This window comes from Streptomyces sp. NPDC043878, from assembly GCF_056435735.1.
Genome location: NZ_JBWKDW010000008.1, coordinates 236,198 through 257,050 on the forward strand (window position 1 = coordinate 236,198; position 20,853 = coordinate 257,050).

The 20,853-nt window shown below is 72.3% G+C and carries 20 protein-coding genes and 5 pseudogenes; 14 read left to right on the top strand and 11 right to left on the bottom strand.

Going from position 1 to position 20,853, the window contains the following annotated elements:
- The first annotated feature begins 805 nt into the window (after positions 1-805).
- Complete coding sequence (locus AC07AZ_RS14205; protein ID WP_478847288.1) at positions 806-2,038, top strand: sensor histidine kinase; 1,233 nt, start codon at positions 806-808, stop codon at positions 2,036-2,038.
- Complete coding sequence (locus tag AC07AZ_RS14210; RefSeq protein WP_478847290.1) at positions 2,035-2,718, top strand: response regulator; 684 nt, start codon at positions 2,035-2,037, stop codon at positions 2,716-2,718. Before AC07AZ_RS14205 ends, AC07AZ_RS14210 begins: the two co-directional genes overlap by 4 nt.
- A 233-nt stretch (positions 2,719-2,951) precedes the next feature.
- Here the strand turns inward: AC07AZ_RS14210 and AC07AZ_RS14215 are convergent, their stop codons facing one another.
- On the bottom strand, positions 2,952-3,431 hold the full coding sequence (locus AC07AZ_RS14215) for a CGNR zinc finger domain-containing protein (RefSeq protein ID WP_478847292.1): 480 nt from the start codon (positions 3,429-3,431) through the stop codon (positions 2,952-2,954).
- 103 nt (positions 3,432-3,534) lie between these two features.
- Here AC07AZ_RS14215 and AC07AZ_RS14220 point away from each other — a divergent pair, with 103 nt between their 5' ends.
- Together AC07AZ_RS14220 and AC07AZ_RS14225 are read left to right on the top strand one after the other, a co-directional pair.
- Positions 3,535-4,416 carry an alpha/beta fold hydrolase gene (locus AC07AZ_RS14220; protein WP_478847294.1) on the top strand — a complete coding sequence of 294 codons (882 nt, stop codon included), beginning with the start codon at positions 3,535-3,537 and terminating at the stop codon, positions 4,414-4,416.
- A 120-nt stretch (positions 4,417-4,536) separates the two neighbouring features.
- Positions 4,537-4,731, top strand: coding sequence for a hypothetical protein (locus AC07AZ_RS14225; protein WP_478847296.1), 195 nt, complete (start codon positions 4,537-4,539; stop codon positions 4,729-4,731).
- A gap of 146 nt (positions 4,732-4,877) precedes the next feature.
- Here the strand turns inward: AC07AZ_RS14225 and AC07AZ_RS14230 are convergent, their stop codons facing one another.
- Positions 4,878-5,462, bottom strand: a complete 585-nt coding sequence (locus AC07AZ_RS14230) for a TetR/AcrR family transcriptional regulator (RefSeq protein ID WP_478847298.1) — start codon at positions 5,460-5,462, stop codon at positions 4,878-4,880.
- Between the two features lie 121 nt (positions 5,463-5,583).
- On the opposite strand from AC07AZ_RS14230, the pseudogene AC07AZ_RS14235 reads away from it, so the two are divergent.
- Together AC07AZ_RS14235 and AC07AZ_RS14240 are read left to right on the top strand one after the other, a co-directional pair.
- Positions 5,584-5,730, top strand: a pseudogene (locus tag AC07AZ_RS14235) (NADP-dependent oxidoreductase); the annotation flags it as partial.
- Positions 5,731-5,753: 23 nt separating this feature from the next.
- Positions 5,754-5,864: a zinc-binding dehydrogenase gene (locus AC07AZ_RS14240; protein ID WP_478847300.1), complete on the top strand. Its 111-nt coding sequence runs from the start codon at positions 5,754-5,756 to the stop codon at positions 5,862-5,864.
- A 194-nt stretch (positions 5,865-6,058) separates the two neighbouring features.
- On the opposite strand, the gene AC07AZ_RS14245 is transcribed toward AC07AZ_RS14240, so the two are convergent.
- Complete coding sequence (locus AC07AZ_RS14245) at positions 6,059-6,658, bottom strand: helix-turn-helix domain-containing protein (RefSeq protein WP_478847302.1); 600 nt, start codon at positions 6,656-6,658, stop codon at positions 6,059-6,061.
- 47 nt (positions 6,659-6,705) lie between these two features.
- On the opposite strand from AC07AZ_RS14245, the gene AC07AZ_RS14250 reads away from it, so the two are divergent.
- The 4 genes and pseudogenes from AC07AZ_RS14250 to AC07AZ_RS14265 all read left to right on the top strand — a co-directional run.
- Positions 6,706-7,563, top strand: a complete 858-nt coding sequence (locus AC07AZ_RS14250) for a class I SAM-dependent methyltransferase (protein ID WP_478847304.1) — start codon at positions 6,706-6,708, stop codon at positions 7,561-7,563.
- A 64-nt stretch (positions 7,564-7,627) separates the two neighbouring features.
- Positions 7,628-8,140: pseudogene (locus tag AC07AZ_RS14255) on the top strand (MFS transporter); the annotation flags it as partial.
- Between the two features lie 277 nt (positions 8,141-8,417).
- Positions 8,418-9,203, top strand: coding sequence for a hypothetical protein (locus AC07AZ_RS14260; protein ID WP_478847306.1), 786 nt, complete (start codon positions 8,418-8,420; stop codon positions 9,201-9,203).
- 995 nt (positions 9,204-10,198) lie between these two features.
- Positions 10,199-10,501, top strand: a pseudogene (locus AC07AZ_RS14265) (DUF6314 family protein); the annotation flags it as partial.
- On the opposite strand, the gene AC07AZ_RS14270 reads toward AC07AZ_RS14265, so the two are convergent.
- The 3 genes from AC07AZ_RS14270 to AC07AZ_RS14280 form a co-directional block, all read right to left on the bottom strand.
- Positions 10,483-11,076, bottom strand: coding sequence for a histidine phosphatase family protein (locus AC07AZ_RS14270; RefSeq protein WP_478847308.1), 594 nt, complete (start codon positions 11,074-11,076; stop codon positions 10,483-10,485). The pseudogene AC07AZ_RS14265 and the gene AC07AZ_RS14270 overlap by 19 nt on opposite strands.
- A 104-nt stretch (positions 11,077-11,180) precedes the next feature.
- On the bottom strand, positions 11,181-11,618 hold the full coding sequence (locus tag AC07AZ_RS14275) for a GNAT family N-acetyltransferase (protein WP_478847310.1): 438 nt from the start codon (positions 11,616-11,618) through the stop codon (positions 11,181-11,183).
- 43 nt (positions 11,619-11,661) lie between these two features.
- Positions 11,662-13,137 (bottom strand): aminotransferase-like domain-containing protein, encoded by a 1,476-nt coding sequence (locus AC07AZ_RS14280; protein WP_478847312.1) that lies wholly within the window; start codon positions 13,135-13,137, stop codon positions 11,662-11,664.
- Between AC07AZ_RS14280 and AC07AZ_RS14285 the strand changes: the two genes are divergently transcribed.
- Positions 13,136-14,053 carry a DMT family transporter gene (locus AC07AZ_RS14285; RefSeq protein ID WP_478847313.1) on the top strand — a complete coding sequence of 306 codons (918 nt, stop codon included), beginning with the start codon at positions 13,136-13,138 and terminating at the stop codon, positions 14,051-14,053. The genes AC07AZ_RS14280 and AC07AZ_RS14285 overlap by 2 nt on opposite strands.
- Before the next feature lie 92 nt (positions 14,054-14,145).
- A complete protein-coding gene (locus AC07AZ_RS14290; protein ID WP_371672658.1) occupies positions 14,146-14,340 on the top strand; it encodes a DUF1918 domain-containing protein in 195 nt (64 codons plus the stop codon).
- Between the two features lie 53 nt (positions 14,341-14,393).
- Here AC07AZ_RS14290 and AC07AZ_RS14295 read toward each other — a convergent pair whose 3' ends face one another.
- A complete protein-coding gene (locus AC07AZ_RS14295; protein WP_478847316.1) occupies positions 14,394-15,629 on the bottom strand; it encodes a glycoside hydrolase family 10-like protein in 1,236 nt (411 codons plus the stop codon).
- Between the two features lie 166 nt (positions 15,630-15,795).
- Between AC07AZ_RS14295 and AC07AZ_RS14300 the strand changes: the two genes are divergently transcribed.
- Together AC07AZ_RS14300 and AC07AZ_RS14305 are read left to right on the top strand one after the other, a co-directional pair.
- Entirely contained in the window at positions 15,796-16,656 is an 861-nt protein-coding gene (locus AC07AZ_RS14300; protein WP_478847318.1) for a 3-hydroxybutyryl-CoA dehydrogenase, read from the top strand.
- A gap of 214 nt (positions 16,657-16,870) precedes the next feature.
- Entirely contained in the window at positions 16,871-17,128 is a 258-nt protein-coding gene (locus tag AC07AZ_RS14305) for a hypothetical protein (RefSeq protein ID WP_478847320.1), read from the top strand.
- Positions 17,129-17,168: 40 nt separating this feature from the next.
- On the opposite strand, the gene AC07AZ_RS14310 is transcribed toward AC07AZ_RS14305, so the two are convergent.
- From AC07AZ_RS14310 to AC07AZ_RS14325, 4 genes and pseudogenes are all read right to left on the bottom strand, one after another.
- Positions 17,169-17,714 (bottom strand): NUDIX hydrolase, encoded by a 546-nt coding sequence (locus AC07AZ_RS14310; RefSeq protein ID WP_478847322.1) that lies wholly within the window; start codon positions 17,712-17,714, stop codon positions 17,169-17,171.
- Positions 17,715-17,842: 128 nt separating this feature from the next.
- Positions 17,843-19,183, bottom strand: coding sequence for a transcriptional regulator (locus AC07AZ_RS14315; RefSeq protein WP_478847324.1), 1,341 nt, complete (start codon positions 19,181-19,183; stop codon positions 17,843-17,845).
- Positions 19,184-19,741: 558 nt separating this feature from the next.
- A pseudogene (locus AC07AZ_RS14320) lies at positions 19,742-19,990 on the bottom strand (serine/threonine-protein phosphatase); the annotation flags it as partial.
- Positions 19,991-20,151: 161 nt separating this feature from the next.
- Positions 20,152-20,757, bottom strand: a pseudogene (locus AC07AZ_RS14325) (phenylalanine--tRNA ligase subunit beta-related protein); the annotation flags it as partial.
- Positions 20,758-20,853: the final 96 nt, after the last annotated feature.

Sequence of the window (20,853 nt, forward strand, 5' to 3'; positions counted from 1 at the left end):
CGTTCGCGCCTGCATCTCGAAGGTAGAAGGGCCGGTCATTAACTTCAAGTGCATGTAAATCACCACTGAGATGACTCTCATGCAACTGAACCTGTTGCCTCCTCGCGGCGCTCGATGAGCTCTTTCAGGAAGGCGGCGTCGCCGGAGCTGCTGAGCGCCTGCATGTCACCGCCCCGCGATGGGGCGAAGCCTCGGGCGGACCCGGCACACGACGAGGGCTCAGATCCTGGCCGGTGGTCATGGCTCCGACATGTCGGTCACCCCACGGTGGCCGTGTGGGTGATCTCGACACGCTGTTGGCGGCCTTGGATTTCCACTAGAGGTTCGCGCCCAGCGCCGCGCCGACGATCCCGAGGACCGGGGTCCACAGGCCCGTTCCCGCCGGCGATCCCAGCAGCGCCCCCGCGAGCGCCCCTGCGCCTGATGATCGGTTCGCCTACGGGCTGCGCGGTGGCGCGGATCCGGACGACGGGCAGGGTGATCAGGTTCGACGCCGGGTTCGAGCGGTTTTCCGCGCCCACGAGCGTCCCGCAGTCTGCGGGCCGCGTTCCCTCTTCCGTGTCGTAGGTGCAGGACGTGAGGGTCAGTCCGGCGCGGCGCCGGGCGGGACCTGCGGGGTGTCGTCCGGCCAGAAGACGAGTGTGCTCAGCACGAGCAGCGAGGGCCACCGTCCGGCGGCGGGAGAGGGACAAGCGCATGGCGGCACGCTAAGAGCCGGAGCTACTGGCCGGCGTCACACCGCGATGTGATCACTATCCCTCTCGGGAGTGACTTCCGGCCGGTTCGCGCCGGGCACAATGACCGGATGCTCAGCAGCACCAACGAGGTGGTCCGCTCTGCGCTGCGCAGGTGGCTCGGCCGCGCGGGTGCGAACGAGACGGAGCGGTCCCTGGCGCGTCAGTCGGTCCTGGTGGGGGTCGTGTGCCTGGTCGTCGACGCGGTGAGCTTCTTGACGCGTGGTCCCGGGCCTGGACCGTGGAACGCGCTTCTTCTGACCGCAATACTGATTGCGGACGCGGCTCTGGTGTCTTCGCCGAGGTTCTCCGGCTGGGTCGCGGTCGGGCACGTCATGGTGGTTTCCGCCCTTGCCTTCGTGCTTCCCGGCCGGAGCGCGAGCACCGCCGGCCAGTTGGTCAGCGCGTACCGGGCCGGTGCCTGGTTGCGGGGCTGGGCGGCCGGCGCGGCGCTGGCGGCGTCGTGCGGCGGGGTCCTGTGCTCGTTGCTGATCGCCGGGCTGGGTGCACCGGCTTCCCTGGTGAGCCTCGTGGCCGCCAATGCCCTGATGCCGTGGCTGGTCGGGCGGTACACCACCGCCCGCAAAGCGCACGTGGACGAACTGCGCCACCGACGCCAAGCAGCACTACGAGACGCGCAGGCCGAGGTGGCCGCGGCAGTGGCCAAGGAGCGCGAAACGATAGCCGTCGAGCTGCACGACGTCATCTCCCACCATGTGAGCGCGATCGGCGTCCACGCCACGGCGGCCCGGCTGAACCTCGCCGCGGACCCGCTCACCGAGGACGGCGCGGTGCGCACCTCGCTCACCGCGGTCGAGGAGTCCAGTCAGGCCGCGATGGTCGACCTGCGCCGGCTGCTTTCGCTGCTGCACGAGGGTGACGAGTCACCGGAGCAGCCGGGGCTGGCGATGCTGCCGGATCTGTTCGACGGCGTCCGGTCTTCCGGCCTGCAGGTGACGTACGTCGTCTACAACACCCCGTACCCGCTGCCCCGCGCCATCGACACCACGCTGTACCGGGTGGCTCAGGAAATGATGACGAACGCCCTGCGGCACGGGGACGGGAAACCTGCTCGAGTGGAACTCGACTACGGTGGCGACCGCATAGGCCTCACTGCCCGCAACCGGGTCGTCCCCGGCGTGGATCCGGTGGGGAGCGGCTCCCCGGTCGCCGGCTTCGGCATCGGACTCGAGGGAATGCGCAAGCGCGCGGAGACACTGGGCGGATCGGCAGCCTTCGGCGTCGTCGGCGACGGGCTCTACTGGGAGTCGAGCGTCACGATTCCCCTGGGAGGTGAATCGTGACCTTGCGGATCGTGATCGCCGACGACCACGCGATGTTCCGGTCCGGCTTTCGCGCGGTCCTCGACGCTCAGCCGGACATGGAATGCGTCGCCGACGTCGGCGACGGCTACAGCGCCGTCGAGGCCGTCCGGACCCTTGGCGCCGACCTCGCCGTCCTGGATGTGCGCATGCCGAAACTCGACGGACTCGCGGCCGCCCGCCAGCTGATGTCGTCAGGGCGGCAAGCCTTGAAAGTCCTCCTGCTCACCACGTTCGGCACCGACGACTACCTGCGCTCGGCCTTGGCCTGCGGGGTGAGCGGATTCGTCCTGAAGAGCTTGCCCCCCGAAGAGCTCGTGACCGCGATCCGCGTCGCCGCCCGGGGCGACACCTACCTCGACCCGTCGATCACCAGCCGACTCGCCCCACGGCTGGTTGAGGCGCTGACCCCGGACCGTCCGGACCGGGAACGAGCGCCCGGCCTGGACCGGCTCACCGCACGTGAGCGGGAGGTGTTCCTGCTGATGGCCGCGGGTTTCTCCAACGCCGACATCGGCGAACAGCTCTACGTCGGCGAACAGACCGTCAAAACCCATGTCTCACGCGTCCTGGCCAAACTCGGACTCAGAGACCGGGTGCACGCCGTGCGCTTCGCCCACCACCACGGCCTGATCGAACCGAACGACACGTCTGGCCTGTGACGCGATCGCGCGCCACGGGGGTGAAGAAGCGGACGCCCGAGCCATACGCCGGTTCGGATCACCGGCATCGCGGTACGCGACAACCGGCGGGCCGACGGCAGGAAGACCGGCGCCGGCCCCGCCGAGGCCTGGAGGAGCAGGGATGCGCGTGCTCGACGTCGTCACGCCGCAGAGGCCGGCACGGTGACGCGCGTGCCGGCTCGTGGCGAGGGCACTGGGCACGCGGGAGACGGTCAGCGGGTGCGTTCGTAGTGGCGGCGTGCTTTTTCGCGGTTGCCGCAGACGGCCATCGAGCACCAGCGGGCACGGTTGGCGCGGCTGCGGTCGAGGAGGAACAGCCGGCACTCGTCGTTGGCGCAGGGGCGTAGTCGGCCGGGCAGCTGCTTCTCGGTGGCGGCCCAGGCGAGCACCACCTCGACGGCCAGCCGGGCGTGCGGGGGAGTCTTGATCATCCACTGAAGACCATCCGAAGTGAACTCCGGGATCTGGTGGACCCCTTCGAGCAACGGGCTCAACGCGGCGGGCGTGCTTTCTCCGCGCACCACGTCCCACAGGGTGTCCCGCGTCTCGCGCAGCAGTGCCAGCTCCGCGAGGCTGCCTTCGCCGCCGTGCTCCCGCGCCCAGCGTCTGCCTCCGGCCGGGTCGCCGAACGCGTCGTGTTCCTCGCCGTTGACCAGTGGCCTGCTGTTGAGCAGGTCCAGCAGCACGTCCATCACTCCCACCCTCTCTAACCAGATCGAATCCGTTGACAGGTTAGCCGCTCACATGCTTGCATGGCGAAGAACTAACCGGATTAAGCATTCGAAGGAGTTAGAAATGAGCTCGGTGCACCACCGGACCGCCACCGTCGACGGCCATGAGATCTTCTACCGCGAAGCCGGCCCCGCCGACGCCCCGGCGATCGTCCTGCTGCACGGCTACCCGACCAGCTCGTTCATGTTCCGCGAGCTCATCCCGCTGCTGGCCGACGACTACCACGTCATCGCGCCGGACCACCTCGGCTTCGGCCACTCCGACGCCCCCCTCGCAGGGGAGTTCACCTACACCTTCGACGCCCTCGCCGAACTCACCTCCGGACTGCTCGACCAACTGGGCCTGGACCGCTACGCCCTCTACGTCCAGGACTACGGCGCCCCCATCGGATGGCGCCTCGCACTCAAGCACCCCGAACGGATCTCCGCCCTCGTCACCCAGAACGGCAACGGATACGAGGACGGTTTCGTCGAGTCGTTCTGGACCGACGTCTGGGCCTACGGGGCGAACCCCGGCCCCGACACCGAACCCGCCGTCCGCGCCGCACTGAGCGTCGACGCCATCCGCTGGCAGTACACGCACGGCGTGCCCGACCCGAGCCTGGTCAACCCGGACACCTGGGAGCACGACTTCACCCTCGTCTCCCGCGAAGGCAACGACGAGATCCAGCTGGCACTGTTCCGCGACTACCAGAACAACCGCCCGCTCTACCCGCTGCTCCACGAATTCCTGCGCACCAGCGAGGTCCCCGTGCTCGCCGTGTGGGGCCGCAACGACGAAATCTTCGGCCCGGCCGGCGCGCAAGCCTTCGCCCGCGACGCCAAGGACGCGGAGGTGCACCTGATCAACGGCGGCCACTTCCTGCTGGAGAGCCACCTGGACGTCGTCGCGGGTTACCTCCGCGGCTTCCTCGGGCGAGTACTGAGCCGAGCGGAAGTCCTGTGACTGATCTTCTGGTCGGGTGCTCGGCGCGGGCTCGCGCGCCGCGGTGGACGGGGTGAAGTCTTCCCGTCAGACGGCGCAGGGTCGGCGCCGAGCAGGTCGCCGCACCGAAACGGTTCCGGCATGCGCGGGCTGACACTCGACTTCTCCGGACCGGAGAACATCAGCGCTTCCCCAGCGGAGCTGCACGAGGTGGACCACATCGCGATCGGCTCCGCCGGCCGGGCAACGAACTCACAGGCGCACGTCAGCGTCTGCGACGCGGTCGCGACGGTGAGCATGGAACTCGTCGGCTGCACGAGACCGCACAGGTCCTGAGCGCCCGCTTCGCTCGCGGAGCGTCCGTCGCGCTGTTCGGCGGGCCGGCCAACCAGCGCCCGCACCCAGACTCGACCCGTCGTGAGCGTTCAATGGCGGCATCCCCGGCCTGATCCAAACGGCACCCCCGGGCCGCCAAGTCGGGGTCACCGCTCGTCGTCCACCCCCCTACGCCCGCTGCCATCCGTGCTCGTCAGGATCGCGTCGGCGAGAACGGTGAACAAGCGGTCGGCGCGGGGAGCGAGCGCCGGTTGGTCACCGGCCCAGGCGAGCATGGCTATCAGTGCGAACAGGTCGTCGCCGTCGATGTCGTCGCGCGCCATGCCCGCGGCCTGCGCCTGGGCGAGAAGGCGCGCACCGGCCGCGCGCAGGGTGGTGCACGAGGTATGCAGTGCGGACTCGGGGTCCTCGATGGCGGCCGCCATCAGCACCGTCACGCCTCGGTACTCGGTGGTCCACGCGACGCACTCGCGGACCCACGCGACCAGGGCGCCGTCGGCTGACTGTGATGCCTCAAGCTCGGCAGCCCTGGCCGTCAGCTCGCGGAAGCTCGTGTGAAGCAGCGCCTCCAGCAGTGCCTCGCGCGTCGGGAAGTGCCGCAGAAGCGTCGCGAGCCCGACCTCGGCCCTGCGCGCGATGTCGCGCATCGAGACGTCAACACCCTGCTCGCTGATGACGTCGCCGGCCACGGCGAGCGCATGGTCGCGGTTTCTCCTGGCGTCGGCCCGCATTGGTCCCTCACTTACCCCTTGACGAAGTGGTTCATTGATCCATATATTCGGATCAGTGAACCACTTATACGGATCACTGATCCGAATCAGCGTACCCGCAGCGCGGACAGAAGGAGACCCAATGTCGGCCCTCACGATGAAGGCCATCCGGCTGCACGAGTTCGGCGGCCCCGAAGTACTGCGCCACGAAGAGGCGGAGATGCCCGAACCGGCGCCGGGCGAGGTACTCGTCCGCGTCCGCGCGGCCGGCCTCAACCCGCCCGACTGGAGGGGCGACTGCTCAGCTCGGGCGTGATCCGCGTCGCGATCGACAGCACGTTCACGCTCGCGGATGCCCAGGCCGCGCACGCACGCGCCGCCCAGGGGCACATCCAGGCCAAGATCGTCTTCACAGTCCCGTAACCCCCGCTGACCGGCTGCACCGCATTGGTGTCAGGGCCCGCAGGAGGCCCAAGAGCGATCACAGCCCCTGGTGGCGACCAGCCCGTTGGACCGCGGCGGGGTGCGCCTGGCCGGTGGCCGGTCTCCGGCGCCGTACGCGGATCGGGCACCACAGGTCGATGCGGTGACGACACGCCTCACCTCTCTCGTCCCTCTCAGCGCTGGGAGCCGGGCGGTTCACGCCGGGGGTGGAGGTGGGTGCGCTGTCCGTCGTGGTCGAGGATGACGAGGATCTCTGCCGGGCCGCCGTGTGCCCTGACGGCGTGGGGGATCATGGTGGAGAACTCCGCGGCCTGGCCGGTCTCGACCCGGACGGCCCGTTCGCCGAGGATCAGCGTGACGGTTCCGGACAGGACGGTGAACCATTCCCTGCCGGGGTGCACCCCGAGCTGATCGCTTCCCGGTCCTTGTGCCTCGTCGGTGATGCGCATCTTGGCGACGCTGACACCGGCGGGTGCGGATCCGCGGCTCAGCAGCCAGGTGGTCAGTCCACGCTGCTCGTCGCGCTCGGGCCTGATCACGACGTCCTCGTCGTTGACGCTTTCCACCAGCTGGTCGATCGAGGTTCCCAGGGCGCGTGCCAGTGAGGTCAGCTGGCCGAGGCTGATGCGCTGGCGACCGGTCTCGATGCGGCTCAGGCCGGAGGGACTCATCAGGGCGCGCTCGGCGAGGTTGTCCAGAGACCAGCCGCGCGCCTGCCGCAGACTCCGGATGCGCATGCGGACCGTGCTGTCCACATCACTTTCTTGCGTCATATGCAAGAGTGTATGTGATCCGCGCAAGGGCGCGTTACGGTCGAAGCATGAGCACGAACCCCACCGAAACCAGTGCCTTTCACACGCACCAGGACCACGCTGGAGCCGACGCCGGCACGGTCGCCATGGCCGAGCTCCTGGAGCTGGACGCCGAGGTCCTGCGGCCCTACCTCTTGCAGCTGACCAGCTGGCTGGGCGAGCTGTCCGACCGGGAACCCGGTCACATCGTCGATCTGGGCAGCGGGACCGGGGCCGGGACCCTCGCCCTGGCGCAGCACTTCACGCAGGCCGCCGTCACGGCCTTGGATCTTTCCCCGCAGCTACTCCACCGTCTGGCGAAGAAGGCATCCGCGCTGGGCCTCGCCGACCGGGTCCGGGGCGTCCAGACAGATCTGAACGAGGGCTGGCCGCAGCTGGAGACCAGCGACCTGGTCTGGGCGGCCGCCTCTCTGCACCACATGGCCGAACCCGACCGCGTACTCGCCGGAGCGTTCGACAACCTGCGGCCGGGCGGCCTGCTGGCGGTCACCGAAATGGACTTCTTCCCCCGCTTCCTGCCCGACGACATCGGCGTGGGACGCCCCGGTCTGGAAGCCCGCGTCCACGCCACACTGAACCCGGGCCCGTCCGTCGACTGGACCGAGCACCTGGCCCGCGCGGGATTCGTCCTGGAAGCCAAGCGGCCGTTCGCCGTCGATCTGCCCGCACCGCTTCCGCCGGCCACCGGCCGCTACGCGCAGGTGTGCCTGCAAAAGCTGCGCTCCCACCTCGACGGCCGGCTGACCGCCTACGACCTGGCCGCACTCGACGCCGTCATCGACAGCGACGGCCCCCACAGCATCCTGCGGCGCGCCGACCTCACCGTCCGGACCACCCGCACCACCTGGGCCGCCCGCCGCCTCTGACCCCCCGGCCCTCCCCGTTTCCCCCTGTGCACCCAGAAACGGTCCTGTCATGAGCAACTCACACATGTCCTCTGGGCATGCGCCCACCGAGGCGCCGCCCGCACCGCCTCTCCGGCCCAGGCGCTGGTGGATCCTTGTGATCATTGGCATCGCCCAGCTGATGGTCGTCCTCGACACCACCATCGTGAACATCGCCCTGCCCTCGGCCCAGGCCGACCTCGGCTTCTCCGACGGCAACCGGCAGTGGACCATCACCGCCTACGCATTGGCCTTCGCCTCACTGCTGCTGCTCGACGGCCGCCTCGCCGACCTCTTCGGCCGCAAACCCGCCTTCCTCATCGGCGCGGCCGGCTTCGCCGCCGCCTGCGCCGCCGCCGGAATGTCGACCAGCTTCGCCACGCCGGTCACCGCCCGCGCCTTCCAGGGCGTGTCCGCCGCCCTTCTCGCACCGGCCGCGCTCTCCCTGCTGAACACGACGTTCACCGGGGCCCAGGAGCGGGCGAAGGCCTTCGGGATCTTCGGCGCGATCGGGGCCTCCGGCACCGTCTTCGGCCTCCTCATCGGCGGCGCGCTCTCCGCGCCGCACTCGAAGAAGTCGCCGGCACGAGCTCAACAGCTCGCCCGGGGCATCGACTCGGGTGCAGGCAGATCACCAACGGGCAACGAACAGCCCGATGCTCACGCACAGTGAACACCAGCTATCACGATCCGCCACATAGCCCTCTCAAGATCCGCCAACAAGAATTCTCCACGGGCTCCTGACCTGCATGGTTCGGGCCATGATCTGCCAACCAAAAATCTCGGTCACACCCCCGCGGGCCGGGCGGCCGCTCGCGCCCGTCATGATGATCTACATGACACCGATCACCGGCATGGACCTGACCGGCTTCACCGAGCGAGAGCCGGGCGTATGGACCGACGAGCGAGGCGTTCTGCTGTCGGTCCACTACTTCGACCAGGTGCCGGACCTGCCCGCCCCGCTGGAGGACCCGGAGCGGCTGCGGTCCGTCCTCGCGCACGGCGTGGCCGCGGCCGGCGGCGGCCTGATCGAGGCGGCGGCGGGCGTCGTGGACGGCGTCCCGGCGGTCCTGCAACTGGTCAAGATGCCGCGTCCGGACGGGCACGGTCAGGTCTTCCTCGGCTCGTGGACGGTCCCCCGGGCCGGTTGCAGCACGGTGGTGAAGGTGCAGGCCGCCGAAGGGGCGACGACCGGCATGCGCGAGGCGATGATCATGGCCCAGGTGGGGCCGGCCGAGTACTTCCGGGCGCACCCGTACGCGAACGGCCTCCAGGGCGGACTGCCGTACCACGTGGGCGACCACGAGGAGTGGGACGCGCGGTTCCCCGACCACCCCCTCACCCTGGTCCGGGCCGCGCTGCGGCGCATAGCCCCGACCGTGACGCTCGACGAACGCTTCAAGACGCTCGCGCCGTTCGGGCCGCCCGCCCAGGCGCCGTCGGCCGGCGGCGGGTTCGGCGCGCCCGCGGGACCACCGCCGGCGGCACCGTCGCCCGCGCAAGCGGGTCCGGCGGGCGCCCCCGGAAGCCCGGCGGGCCCTTCGGCGCCCCCGGCAGCGGGCTCGTCGCCCATGCCGCTCCAGCCGGGCCCCGGCTGGTTCCGACGCCGCGGGCGCCGGTGACCGTGGCGGGACGCTGGGGCCTGGCGCCGGGGTGAAGGCCCGCCGGCCAGTGGCTTTCCGGGGGCGGAGGTACGTGCCGGACACCGACACGAGGCCAGGCACCGCGCACCGGCACCGGCACCGGGATGCCGGAACGGAGGCGGGCCGGACGCCGACGCGAACTCACGTGCTGCGCCCCGACAATGGGATGCCTGAACAGGCACGGGCCGGGCGCCGACGCGAGGCCAGGCGCTGCGCACCGGCACCGGGATGCCGGAGCGGAGGCGGGCCGGACGTCGACGCGAGGCCACGTGCTGTGTGACGGCGCGGGATGCCAGGTCGAGCGGCGGCGCGGGCCGGGTTCCGGGCAGGGGCCGTCTGTAAGGCGCGGCAGGGTGGGAACACCCTGAGGGGCGTCACCGGGGCGGGTGGCGACGCAGCGACGGAGGGAGGGGCTGATGGGCGGCTTCTGGCCGGTGCCCGACGTACTGGGCTATCTCGCCGGGACCTGGCGGGTGTCCCGATCGGTGCGGGACCTCGCGAGCGGCGACGAGGGCCGCTTCGAGGGCACGACCGTCTTCCGGCCGCTGAACGCGCGGGCGGGAACCCCGACCGAGGCAGGCGGCGTGGCGGCCGGGGACGGCCCGCCGGGCGCAGGCCGCGTGCCGGGCGGGAGCGGCCCGCCACACGTAGGCCATCTGCCCGGCAGAGTCAGCACGTCCGACGCAAACGGCTCGCCCCGAGGAGACGGCACACCGGACGCCAGCCACGTGGCCGACGGGCATCCGCCCGACGGACACCGCGCACCCGACGCCAGCCGCCCGCCCGGCCGGGACGCCGCACCGGACGCCGGCCACCCGCCCGACGGACACCGCACACCCGACGCCGGCCGCCCGCCCGGCCGGGACGCCGCACCGGACGCCGGCCACCCGCCCGGCAAGGGCACCCCGTCGGACGCGAGGGCGTCGGCCAGTCTCGGCTGTCCGCCCCGTGCGGGCGGCCCCGCTGCCCGCGTCGGACTTCTGCATCACGAGTCCGGTGTCTTCCGCTGGCAGGGCGTGGCCCGGCCCGCCGAGCGGACGTTGCGCTTCCTGCAGGGGAGTGCGCCGGGGACCGCGGACGTGTGCTTCGCCGACGGGCGGCCCTTCCACGGCCTGGACCTGACCTCGGGGCACCACGTCGCCGACCATCCGTGCGCGGCGGACCTCTACCGCGGGGAGTTCACCGTCCTCGGCCGGGACCGCTGGCGGTCGGTGTGGCGGGTCCGCGGTCCGGCCAAGGACCTGGTGCTCACCACGGACTACGCCCGCGAGGACTGAGCGGACACCCCGTCGAGGCGGAGGTTCCAGCGGCGTGCGCTGCCGGTGACGGTGGTCGCCGACAGGGGGCGTACGTCGATGTTCCAGTAGGTCGAGGGCGGCGCCTGGAGGACGTACACCAGGGCCGCCCGGATCACGGACGGCTCGGCCACGGCGACGAAGGCGCCGCCGTCCCCGACCGGCCGGGTGTCCAGCCAGCCGCCGACCCGGGAGATGAAGGCGAGCCGCGACTCACCGCCGTGCGGAGTGGCCTGCGGCTGGGCGAGCCAGGCGTCCACGGCCTCCGGTTCCCGGGCCATCGCCTCGCCGAGCGTCAGCCCGCGCCAGCGGCCCATGTCGCAGTCCCGCAGGGCGAGTTGCACGAGCGGCGCGTATCCCAGGGCGTCGCCGGTGCTGCGGCTGCGCGGAGTGGGTGAGCAGTAGCGCAGTTCGGCCGCCGCGAGCGGCAGCAGGTCGGGGGCGACGCGCTGCACCTCCTCCCATCCGGCCTGGTCCAGCGGCCGGTCGTCCTCGAAGCGCTCCGCGAGCAGCGAGGACCCGCGTGCCGCGGCGACGAACGTGACGCGAAGTGGCATGCGGCGATCGTGAGTCGTGAGAGTTCGCAGGTCAAGGGCTATCACCGGCCAGTTACCCTGGGTATGCGAAAGGTTGCCGCAGCGGGCCGTGCCTGGCGGACATGTCACTCGAAAAGGAGCGCCATCCATTGTTCCGGCTTCGCCAGTGCCGCGAACCCGGCCTTCTCGTACACCCGGTGCGCGTCGTGGGTGGCGAGCAGGACGCGCCGCAGTCCGTACGGCCGCAGGTGCTCGCGGACGGCCTCGACGAGCGCGGTGCCGATGCCCCGGCCGCGGACCGCGGGGTCCACGTACACGTCGCACAGCCAGGCGAAGGTCGCCCGGTCGGTGACGACCCGTGCGTACGCCACCTGCTCCCCCGAGGGCGTCGCGTACACGCCGAAGTTGAGCGAGCCGGCGATCGCCAGGTCCTGCTTCTCCCGGGACCGGCCGAGCGCCCAGTACGCGTCGGTGGACAGCCGGCGGTGCACCCACTCGGCGTCGACGCGGTCGGGGTCGGTGGAGACGTCGTAGCCCTCGGCGAGGCGCGCTGTGGTGGTCATGCGGGGAGATTTCCAGGTCGGCGGCTGTCGCGTCGAGCGGTTTTCACCCCCGGGCAGGAGGCTTCACGGCGGCCGGTCCGAGGACCTCGTCGCACGCGGTGCGCAGCCGTCGTACGCCCTCGGTGATCTCCCCCGTGCCGGCGACCGCGGCGAAACTCAGGCGTACGTGGGCCGCGGGCGGTTCGGCGCTGAAGTAGGGGCGGCCCGGGGTGAGCGCCACGCCCGCGCGCAGGGCGGCCGCGGTGAAGGCCGGTTCGTCGGTGCCCTCGGGCAGCCGCAGCCACAGGTGGTATCCGCCCGACGGGACGTGCGGCAGGGCCAGTTCGGGCAGCTCGGTCCGCAGCGCGGCCGTCATCGCGGTCCGGCGGGTCCGCAACTCGGCGGACACCGTCCGCAGATGGCAGGGCCAGGCGGGGGAGCCGACCAGTTCGAGCGCGGCCTCCTGCAGCGGCCGGGGCACGAAGAAGGTGTCGACGACCTGGATGGCGCGCAGCCGTTCCAGGACCGGGCCGTGCGCGGCGAGGGCGCTCACCCGGAAGCTGGGCGAGGTCGCCTTGGTCAGCGAGCCCACGTGCACGACGACTCCGTCGGGGTCGTCGGCCGCGAGCGGGCGCGGCAGCGGTCCCGCGTCCTCGTGCACGAGCCGTCGTACGAAGTCGTCCTCCACGACGAACGCGCCGGCCTCGCGCGCGATGCGGAGCACGTCGCCGCGGCGTCCGGCGGCGAGCACCGCGCCGGTCGGGTTCTGGAACAGCGGCTGGCAGACGAAGACGCGGGCGCCGGTCGCCCGGAACGCGTCCGCGAGCAGCTCGGGTCGCACGCCGTCCGCGTCCACCGGCACCGGGACCGGGCGCAGTCCGGCCGCGCGGGCGATCGCCAGCATGCCGGGGTAGGTGGGCGACTCCACCAGGACGGGCGCGCCGGGCGGGGCGAGGGCGCGCAGGGCGGTGGTCAGCGCCGACTGGCCGCCCGCGGTGACCAGCACCTCCGCGGCCGTGACGGCGCCGCCGGGCCCGCCGATGCTCCGCGCGAACCACTCCCGCAGTTCGGGCAGCCCCTCCATGGGCGGCCGGCCCCAGGCGCCGGGCCGGCGGCCCGCCCGGGCGAGGGCCGCCGCCATGGCCCGCTCGGGCTGGAGCGAGGGGTGCAGGTAGCCGCCGTTGAACTCGATGACTCCGGGCGGCGGCGCGGCGAGCGAGACGAGGACTCCGGAGGCGTCCACGGAGCGCGGTACGAGGTCGGCGGCGGCGTCCGCGCTGAGGGTGACCTCCTGCCAGGAGGTGTCGCCGCGGCGGGCGGTCGCGGCGGGGGCCGGAGCGCGGAAGGCGCCGGCGCCCGGGCGGGTCGTCACCAGGCCCTCGGCGGACAGCTGGGCGAGGGCCCGCGAGACGGTCACCGGACTGACCCGGAACCGCTCCACGAGGGCACGACTGGACGGCAGCTTCCCACCTGGCGAGTAGCGGTCGAGCTCCTGCCGCAACTGTTTCGCCAGTTCAGCCACACTGCTATTCTCCTGCATGAGAGTACAGAGTAGCGCTACCGCACAGACCCGGATAGCGGTGGACACCCCCACCGGGGTGAAGTCCGCGGGCACCCTCCAGGCCGGCCTGGGCGTCGTCGCCTTCTCCCTCACCTTCCCCGCCACCGCCTGGGGCCTGGAGGGCTTCGGACCCTGGTCGCTGGTGGCCGTGCGCAGCGTGCTGGCCGCGCTGATCGCGGGCGGCTGCCTGCTCGCCCTGCGCGTCCCGCTGCCGGGCCGCCGGCACTGGGCGGGCCTCGCGGTCGTCGCCGCCGGCGTCGTCGTCGGTTTCCCCCTGCTGACCACGCTGGCACTGCGGACGTCCACCACCGCGCACGCCGCCGTCGTGGTCGGTCTGCTGCCGCTGACGACCGCGCTGCTGTCCGCGCTGCGCACGGGCATCCGGCCCTCCCGCACGTTCTGGACGGCGGCCTTCGCGGGCGCCGCCGCGGTGGTCGCCTTCACGGTGCAGCAGAGCGGCGGGGCCCTCGGCGCGGCCGACCTCTACCTGTTCGCCGCGCTGCTGGTGTGCGCGGCCGGCTACACCGAGGGCGGCCGGCTGGCCCGCGTGATGCCGGGCTGGCAGGTGATCGGCTGGGCCCTGGTGCTGTGTCTGCCGCTCGGTGCGCCGGCCGCGGTGCTCGCGCTGTCGTACGAGCCGGTGCAGCTGACCGCGCACAGCGTGGCCGGGCTGGTGTGGGTCGCGGCGGGCTCGCAGTTCCTCGGCCTGGTCGTCTGGTACCGGGGCATGGCGGCCGTCGGCGTCCCCAAGGCCAGCCAGTTGCAGTTGGCGCAGCCGCTGCTCACACTGGTGTGGTCGGTGCTGTTGCTGGGCGAACACCTCACGGTGGCCGCCCCGCTGACGGCCGCGGCGGTGCTCGTGTGCATCGTCGTCACGCAGCGGGCGAGGGGCTGAGCGGCACCCCCCGCACCGGGTCCCCGGGGCGTTTCCCGCCGTAGAATCGGGGCCACGGACCGCCGCTCCCGCACCCGGAGGAGGCCCAGCAGATGCACGCAATCGTGGGCGACCAGCTTGTCCAGCACGGCAGGGTGGTCGGTCAGCACGACAAGGTCGCCGACATCGTCGAGGTGATGGGGCAGGAGGGCACGCCCCCGTACCGCGTCCGCTTCCAGGACGGGCACGAGGCCGTGTGCTCACCCGGCCCCGACACCGAGATCCGGCACAGGGACACCGCGCACTAGGATCCGGGGTCCCACCAGGGTGGGGCCCCGGCGCGCGGACGGCCGGTGCCGGGTCAGTGCGGGGGCTTCACCGGCCGGCGGTAGTGGTCGGTGACCACGCGCGCCATCGCGTCGATCCGGTCCACGGCCACGTCGCGGGCGGCGAAGAAGACATGCCCGCGCGCCTGCGGGTAGCGCTTCGCCAGCGTGAGGTGACGGGAGAGCTCGGCCGGGTCCTGCCAGGCCGCGGGCTGCGCCGGATCGCCCGCCTTGTACAGCGCCTCCCCCAGGTAGAGCTTCGTGCGGGTGCCCCTGACGACCTCCGCCCACCAGGGCAGCAGTGTCGCGTAGTCGGCGGCGGCGAAGCCGATGTTCCAGTAGAGCTGCGGGCAGATGTAGTCGATCCAGTTCTCGCGCGCCCACCTGCGGGTGTCCGCGTACAGGTCGTCATACGTCTGCACGGCCGCACGGGTGTCGGAGCCGAGTGGGTCGGTGACGGCGTTGCGCCACACCCCGAAGGGGCTCACGCCGAAACGCGTCCCCGGCCGGAGCGCCCTGATGCGGGCGGCCGTCTCCCGCACCAGCCGGTCGATGTTGTCGCGGCGCCAGGCGGCCCGGTGGGGGAAGGCGCCGCCGTGGCGGTCGTAGGCCGCGTCGTCGTCGAAGGTCTGGCCGGGCACCGGGTAGGGGTAGAAGTAGTCGTCGAGGTGCACGGCGTCGACGGGGTACCGGCGCACCGCGTCGAGCATCGCGTCCTGGACGAAGGCCCGCACCTCGGGCAGGCCGGGGTTGTAGTAGAGCTTCCCGCCGTACGGCACCACCCAGTCCGGGTGCCTGCGCGCGGGGTGGTCCGCCACCAGTCCCGCCGGGTCCGCGTGGTTGGCGACGCGGTACGGGTTGAACCAGGCGTGCAGTTCCAGGCCCCGCGCGTGCGCCTCGGCCACGGCCGTGCCGAGCGGGTCCCAGCCGGGGTCGCGGCCCTGGACGCCGGTGAGGTACTGCGACCACGGCTCGTACGGCGAGGGCCACAGCGCGTCCGCGGTGGGCCGCACCTGGAAGACCACCGTGTTCAGCCGGTCGCGGACCGCGGTGTCGAGGTGGGCGATCAGTTCGGTGCGCTGCTGCAGCGCGGGCAGACCGGGGCGGGAGGGCCAGTCGCGGTTGGTCACGGTCGCCAGCCACATGCCGCGCATCTCGCGGCCCGAGCGCCGCCGGCCGGCCGGCGCGGCCGCTGTGCTGCCCACGTCTGCCCCGAGTACGAGCGTCGACAGCGCTGCCGCCGTGAACGCCCGGCGAGTCACCCGGCCCATCCGCCACCCCTGCCGCCGCCGGCCCGCGCCGCTGCGGACCGTCTCCGCGCCCCAGCATGCCCGACCCCGGCGATCGATCATCGATACTTGGCGGTAACGTGCACGAACGGAGCAGGCACCCGACCGGGGCGGCCTGACCCGGCCGAAGACCAGCGAAAGGGACGATGTGACCGACATCGAGCGCGTCGGAGTGGTGGGCTGCGGCCAGATGGGAGCGGGCATCGCCGAGGTGTGCGCCCGCGCCGGCCTGGACGTCAAGGTCGCCGAGACCACCGGCGAAGCCCTGGAGATCGGCCGTACCCGGCTGTTCAACTCCCTGTCCAAGGCCGCCGAACGCGGCAAGATCACCGAGGAGGAGCTGGCGGCCACGCAGGCGCGGCTCAGCTTCACCACCGACCTCGGCGAGTTCGCCGACCGTGACCTGGTGATCGAGGCCGTCGTCGAGAACGAGCAGGTCAAGACCGAGATCTTCCAGGTGCTCGACCAGGTCGTGACCCGCGCCGACGCGATCCTCGCCTCGAACACCTCCTCCATCCCGCTGGTGAGGCTGGCGGTCTCCACCTCGCGGCCCGACCACGTCATCGGCATCCACTTCTTCAACCCCGCGCCGGTGCAGAAGCTGGTCGAGCTGATCCCCGCGCTCACCACGTCCGAGGGGACGCTCAGCCGGGCCCAGGTCTTCACGGAGAAGGTGCTCGGCAAGCACGCCATCCGCGCCCAGGACCGCTCGGGCTTCGTGGTCAACGCGCTGCTGATCCCGTATCTCCTCTCCGCGATCCGGATGTTCGAGTCGGGCATCGCCAGCCGGGAGGACATCGACAACGGCATGGAACTCGGCTGCGCCCACCCGATGGGCCCGCTGAAACTGTCCGACCTGATCGGCCTCGACACGGTGTCCTCCGTGGCGTACTCGATGTACGAGGAGTACAAGGAACCGCTGTACGCCGCTCCCCCGCTGCTCCAGCGCATGGTCGACGCCGGCCGCCTCGGCCGGAAGTCCGGCTCCGGGTTCTACACCTACGGCTGATCCGCTCCGTATCGCCGCCGCCGACACCCTCCGTGGTCGTTCCGGGTGGCGCGGGCCCGGCACTCCTCGGCGTGCCGGCCCCGCGGCATTCACACACCGTGTGCGCTGCGGGCCCGCATATGCCGCTCGCACACTCTCCCCGCGCGCCCACCAGGGGAGTTCACTCTTCATGCACATGCAAGGGATGTGGACGACTACGGAAAGGAGCGGACCCGTGACCGCCGACCCGGAGCATCCCGTGGTCCAAGGAGAACTCGCAGAGTTACGTCGCCGTCTCGATGTGGCGTACACCCGCGTCGAGGGAGGGCTGGCGCTGCTCAGCCATCGCACCGAGCAGACGGACAAGGACCTCGACGACCTGAGCGCACGGGTCGTCGTGCTGGAGCACGCCCGCTGGCCGCTCCCCGCGGTCGCCGCGATCACCGCCGTGGGCGCGCTCGTGGTGACGATCTGGCAGGCGCTGGGGCACTGAGGCCCCGGTGGTCCGCCGGGGCCAGGGCGCCGTGGGGGAATCAGGGCCGGGCGTCCTGGCCGAGGCGGAGGTGATGCAGGAGCAGGAGCGCCGCCGCCATGCCGGCGGCCGGGACCTCACCGCGCGCGACCATGTCGGGGACGAGCTTGAGGGGGACCCATTCCCGGCGGTCCGACTCGAAGTCGTCCACGGGGTGTCCGGTGTACTCGCCCTCGTCGGACCAGTAGACGTGGTGGCGGGCGTCGGTGAGCCCGTTGGAAGGCTCGACGCTCAGCAGGTGGTGCAGGGGTCCCGGCCGCCAACCGGTCTCCTCCTCCAGCTCCCTGGCCGCCGCGCGGACGATGTCCTCGCCGTCCTCGACCACGCCCGCCGCGAGTTCCCACCCCCAGCTGTCGGTGATGAAGCGGTGGCGCCACAGGAGCAGGACCTCGTTGGCCTCGTTCACCACCGTGGCCACCGCGACGGGCCGCATCCGTATCAGGAAGTGGTCGAGATGTCGGCCGTCGGGCAGCTCGACATCCGCCAGGTTGACGCTGAACCAGCGGTTTCCATACACAGTTTGTTCGTTCTGCTTCGTCCACTGCACGGTTCTGCCACCTTCCGCTGAGTAAGTGGCAATATCGCAGCAGGAGCGGCGACACAGCAGGCGCACAGAGGTCGGCCGGCAGCACGGACGGTGCCCTCGGCGCGATCCCCGCGGGTGCCGCGCGCCTGTCACAGCGGTACGCGCAGCGCCCCGTCGATCAGTTCGGCGGCCTCGGACGTCCCTGCGCAGCCGCTGCGCACCAGGTGTTCGCGTACCGCGCGGAGCCGGTCGCGCAGCCGCTGCGACTCCATGCCCCGGGCCTGCTCGGCCATCTGCACCGCGGTGGCCACCGCCTTGTCGGCGTTGCCCTGACGCAGTTCGATCGTGCTGAGCATCGCCAGCCGGTGCACCCGGCCCCGGTCGTGCGCCGGGGTGTCCACCGCGGCCGCCGCGTGCCGCGCCGCCGCCGCCAGCTCGCCGAGGCTCAGCAACGCCTCCGCCACCTGCACGTTGACCAGTCCCGGCTGGACATAGCCGGTCTCGTCGGGTTCGTGACCGCGCCGGATGCGTTCGGCGGTCTGCTCGGCCCGCCGGATGCAGGACAGCGCGCTCGTGCCGTCACCCAGGTGCGCGTACGCCTTCGCCTGCATCGCGTACAGGTCGGAGGCCAGCGCCGGGGTGATGTGCCGGCCGGCGGCACGCAGCGCGGCCTCCGCGAAGGCGACCGCCTGCCGGTACTCCCGCATGAACAGCGACTGGTTCACCAGGAGCGCTATCACATAGGCGCCGAGGCCCCGGTCCCCGCTGGCCTTGGCGAGCCGCAGGGCCTGGTGGAAGTAGCGCTGGGCGAGCCCGTGGGCGTCGGAGTCGTAGGCGCAGATGCCGGCGATGGCCACCAGACCGCCGGTGGCGCGGTGGAGTTGACGTCCGGTGGCGTCGGGGTAGCTGCCGCGCAGCAGCGGGGCCGCCTCGGCGTTGAGGAAGCCGACGATGCGGGAGCGGGTCGCCACGCCGCCGGCCTTGCGGTACATCTGCTCGTAGTGCGCGCGGGCCGAGCGCAGCATGTCTATGTCGGCGGAGGTGACCCGGTGCCGGCCGCCCCGGGAGACGTCCACGTCCTCCGGCGGGTTCTCCCACTCCCACACGGGCATCACGGCGGGCGTGCCGGTGACGGCGGGCGCCCCGAGGACGTGCGGGCGCTGCTGTTCGTCGGAGCGCCACAGGGCGGTGGCGCGCTCCACGAACCCGGACAGCGTGGTGCCGTGCGGGGCGGACGGCACCCCGGGCACACCGAGACCGATGTCGTCGAGGGTGACGGGCCGCCGCAGCCGTACGGCCAGCACCTCGCAGATGAGGTCGGGCACCTGACCGCGCGGCCGCTGCCCCTTCAACCACCGCGCCACGGCGGTGTGTTCGTATCTCAGTGCGAGGCCGCGCGCCCGGCCCGCCTGGTTCACGTGCGCCGCCAGTCCCGCGTGCGAGACTCCGGCCTCGTCCAGGATCGCGTCGAGCAGAGTATTGGGCTGCATGGGTGCCCCCCGGTGGCTCTGTGGCCGACAGATTAGTGGGTCCGCCTTCGCACGGGGTGTGAACGGAGTGCTCGAATCCGCACCGTGTGCGCGCTGTCGCGGAGAGTCGTGCGACGGTTGACTGTGATGCCTCGCAAGAGGCCGGCCGGGCCGCCGGCTCCCCCTCTTACAGTGCGGCGGCCCGATTCCGCACCGTCCGCCCGGCTGCCTGCCCGACACTCCGCGGCAGGGCGGACGGTCGCCGCCGGCCGACTCTCGGGGCGTGCCCGGTCGTTCATGGCCTGACATCCCCCAGTGGTGCTCGTTCATGGCCGGACATCCCCCAGAGGTGCGGTGCCGGCCGCGCGTGCGTGCCGGCCGCGTGGCTCCGGGAAGATCCTGAGGCCGGGCGGCGCGAGCGGTCTTTCCTCAGCGCCGGCAGCGCGATGTCGTCGCAGGGGGCGCCCCGCGTGTGGTGCCGGAGGGCCGTGAAAACGGAGCCGGGCACCGCGTGCGGGAGCGCCGGGGGGTGTCGGCGGACCGTCCCGGCCAGCACCCCCGGCAGGGGGAAGAAACGACCAGCTCGCGCAGCACCGCGCGCCGGACGTGCGGGATCAACCCGGTGCCGACGGCGAAGAAGAGGGCGCTGGGGACGGCCCGCGCGCCGAGGCCGTGCTGCTGGGCGAGCGGACAGCTCAGCTCGTACGTGATCGCGGCGGCGCCCCAGGCCCCGGGGAGCCCGAGTGCGAGCAGTCGACGGCGGGCGGGCCGGCGCCGGCCCGCCGGGGGCCGCCCCGCCCCGGGAACTCCAGCTCTGTCAAGGATCATGCCGATGGCCCCCATCCAGGCCCTCCGAACGCAATCGGACCGACCCCGAAAGGCCGGTCCGATTCTGTCGGGCGATGCCCCACAGGGGCCCGGCCACCTGGAGATCTCACACGAACGAGTGAGTGACCGGACAGGGGTGTCAGGGGTGCGGCCCCCGCCCCTCAGCCGCGCAGTACGGCCCCCGTACGCTCACCCGCCAGGGCCACCGCCGCGTCCCGCGCCGCCGACGCCTCGTCGACGGTCAGCGTCCGGTCACCCGCTCGGAAGCGCAGCGCGTACGCGAGCGACTTCTTGCCCTCGCCGAGCTGCTCCTCGTTCTCGTACACGTCGAACAACCGGATCGCTTCGAGGAGTTCACCCGCGCCCTCGCGCAGCGCGGCCTCGACGCCGGCGTGCGGGACCGCCTTGTCGACGACCAGCGCGACGTCCTGCGTGGCCACGGGGAACGTGGAGATGCCCGGCGCCCGCACGGTGGTGTCGCCGGCCCGCTCCAGTGCGTCCAGGTCGAGCTCCATCGCGACGGTGCGCGCGGGCAGGCTCAGGGCCTTGACCACGCGCGGGTGCAACTCACCCGCGTGACCGACGACCTGCTCGGCGCCGTCGACCGTGACCACGAGTTCGGCGCACCGGCCCGGGTGCCAGGGCCCGTACCGGCCGCCGCGCACGACGAGTTCGGCGCCCGCCTCCCGGGCCACGGCACGCGCGGCCTCGACGGCGTCGGCCCAGTCGGCCGGACGCCCCGCGCCCCACCAGCCGGCCTGGGGGGGGGGGGGGGGGGGGGGGGGGGGGAGAGGGGGGGGGGGGGGGGGGGGGGGGGGGTGGGGGGGGGGGGGGGGGGGGGGGAGGGGGGGGATGAGGTATAA